This is a genomic window from Streptococcus sp. HMSC063B03, from assembly GCF_001836965.1.
GTDB lineage: Bacteria > Bacillota > Bacilli > Lactobacillales > Streptococcaceae > Streptococcus > Streptococcus pneumoniae_F.
In genome coordinates, this window is sequence record NZ_KV831054.1 from 41,727 (window position 1) to 42,356 (window position 630).

Genomic DNA, 630 nt, shown 5'->3' on the forward strand with positions numbered 1-630 from the left:
TCTCCCACTGGGTTTCAATCTTGACATCGCCATAATTGCTTGGCGAGTACTTGCTGTCATAGACGGTACACCAGTCTTTTAAGACTTTCTGATTGACGATTTCGTCAAAGTCTTTATCTAAATCTTCTTTGGAAATATTATTTTTTCTTAAATATTCTCTTACTTTTTCTTCATCATCAAGATATTTACCTGGTTTCCTTGGCTCTTCAATGATGGCAAGCTCTTTTTTTAGCACTTTCTTTTGCATATTATAGTGTGCCGAATACCATAGGGTAATATTCGAATTAGTCTTTCTTTCAAAACGAATCGTCATCCCTTTAATACCTTCTCCAAAATTAAAGCTAATTTTAATTTTAGAATAATTACTAGGAGTCATTTTGTTGTCGTAAATTCCAAACGGATTATTAGATATATTGGGGTCATCACTTGGCCAGACATCATCAATTTCAAAGCCATCTATGTTTCTTAAAATATTATTTGACCGATAGGTTTTCTCCGTCTCATGGTAGATTTCATCAAAAATATTTTTAGGTTGTTTAGGAAAAAAGTAAAAACAGGATAATACAATTAGTAAGACTAAAGCTAATAAACCGAGAATTTTCTTCATGTTATCACCAATTCTCCCACTGG

At 32.7% G+C, this 630-nt stretch carries 1 protein-coding gene; it reads right to left on the reverse strand.

Annotated elements, in window-relative coordinates; translation table 11 throughout:
- Positions 1–607: TipC family immunity protein (locus HMPREF2628_RS07965; protein ID WP_070842845.1), on the reverse strand; the 607-nt coding region annotated here is incomplete at its 3' end.
- Positions 608–630 lie beyond the last annotated feature (23 nt).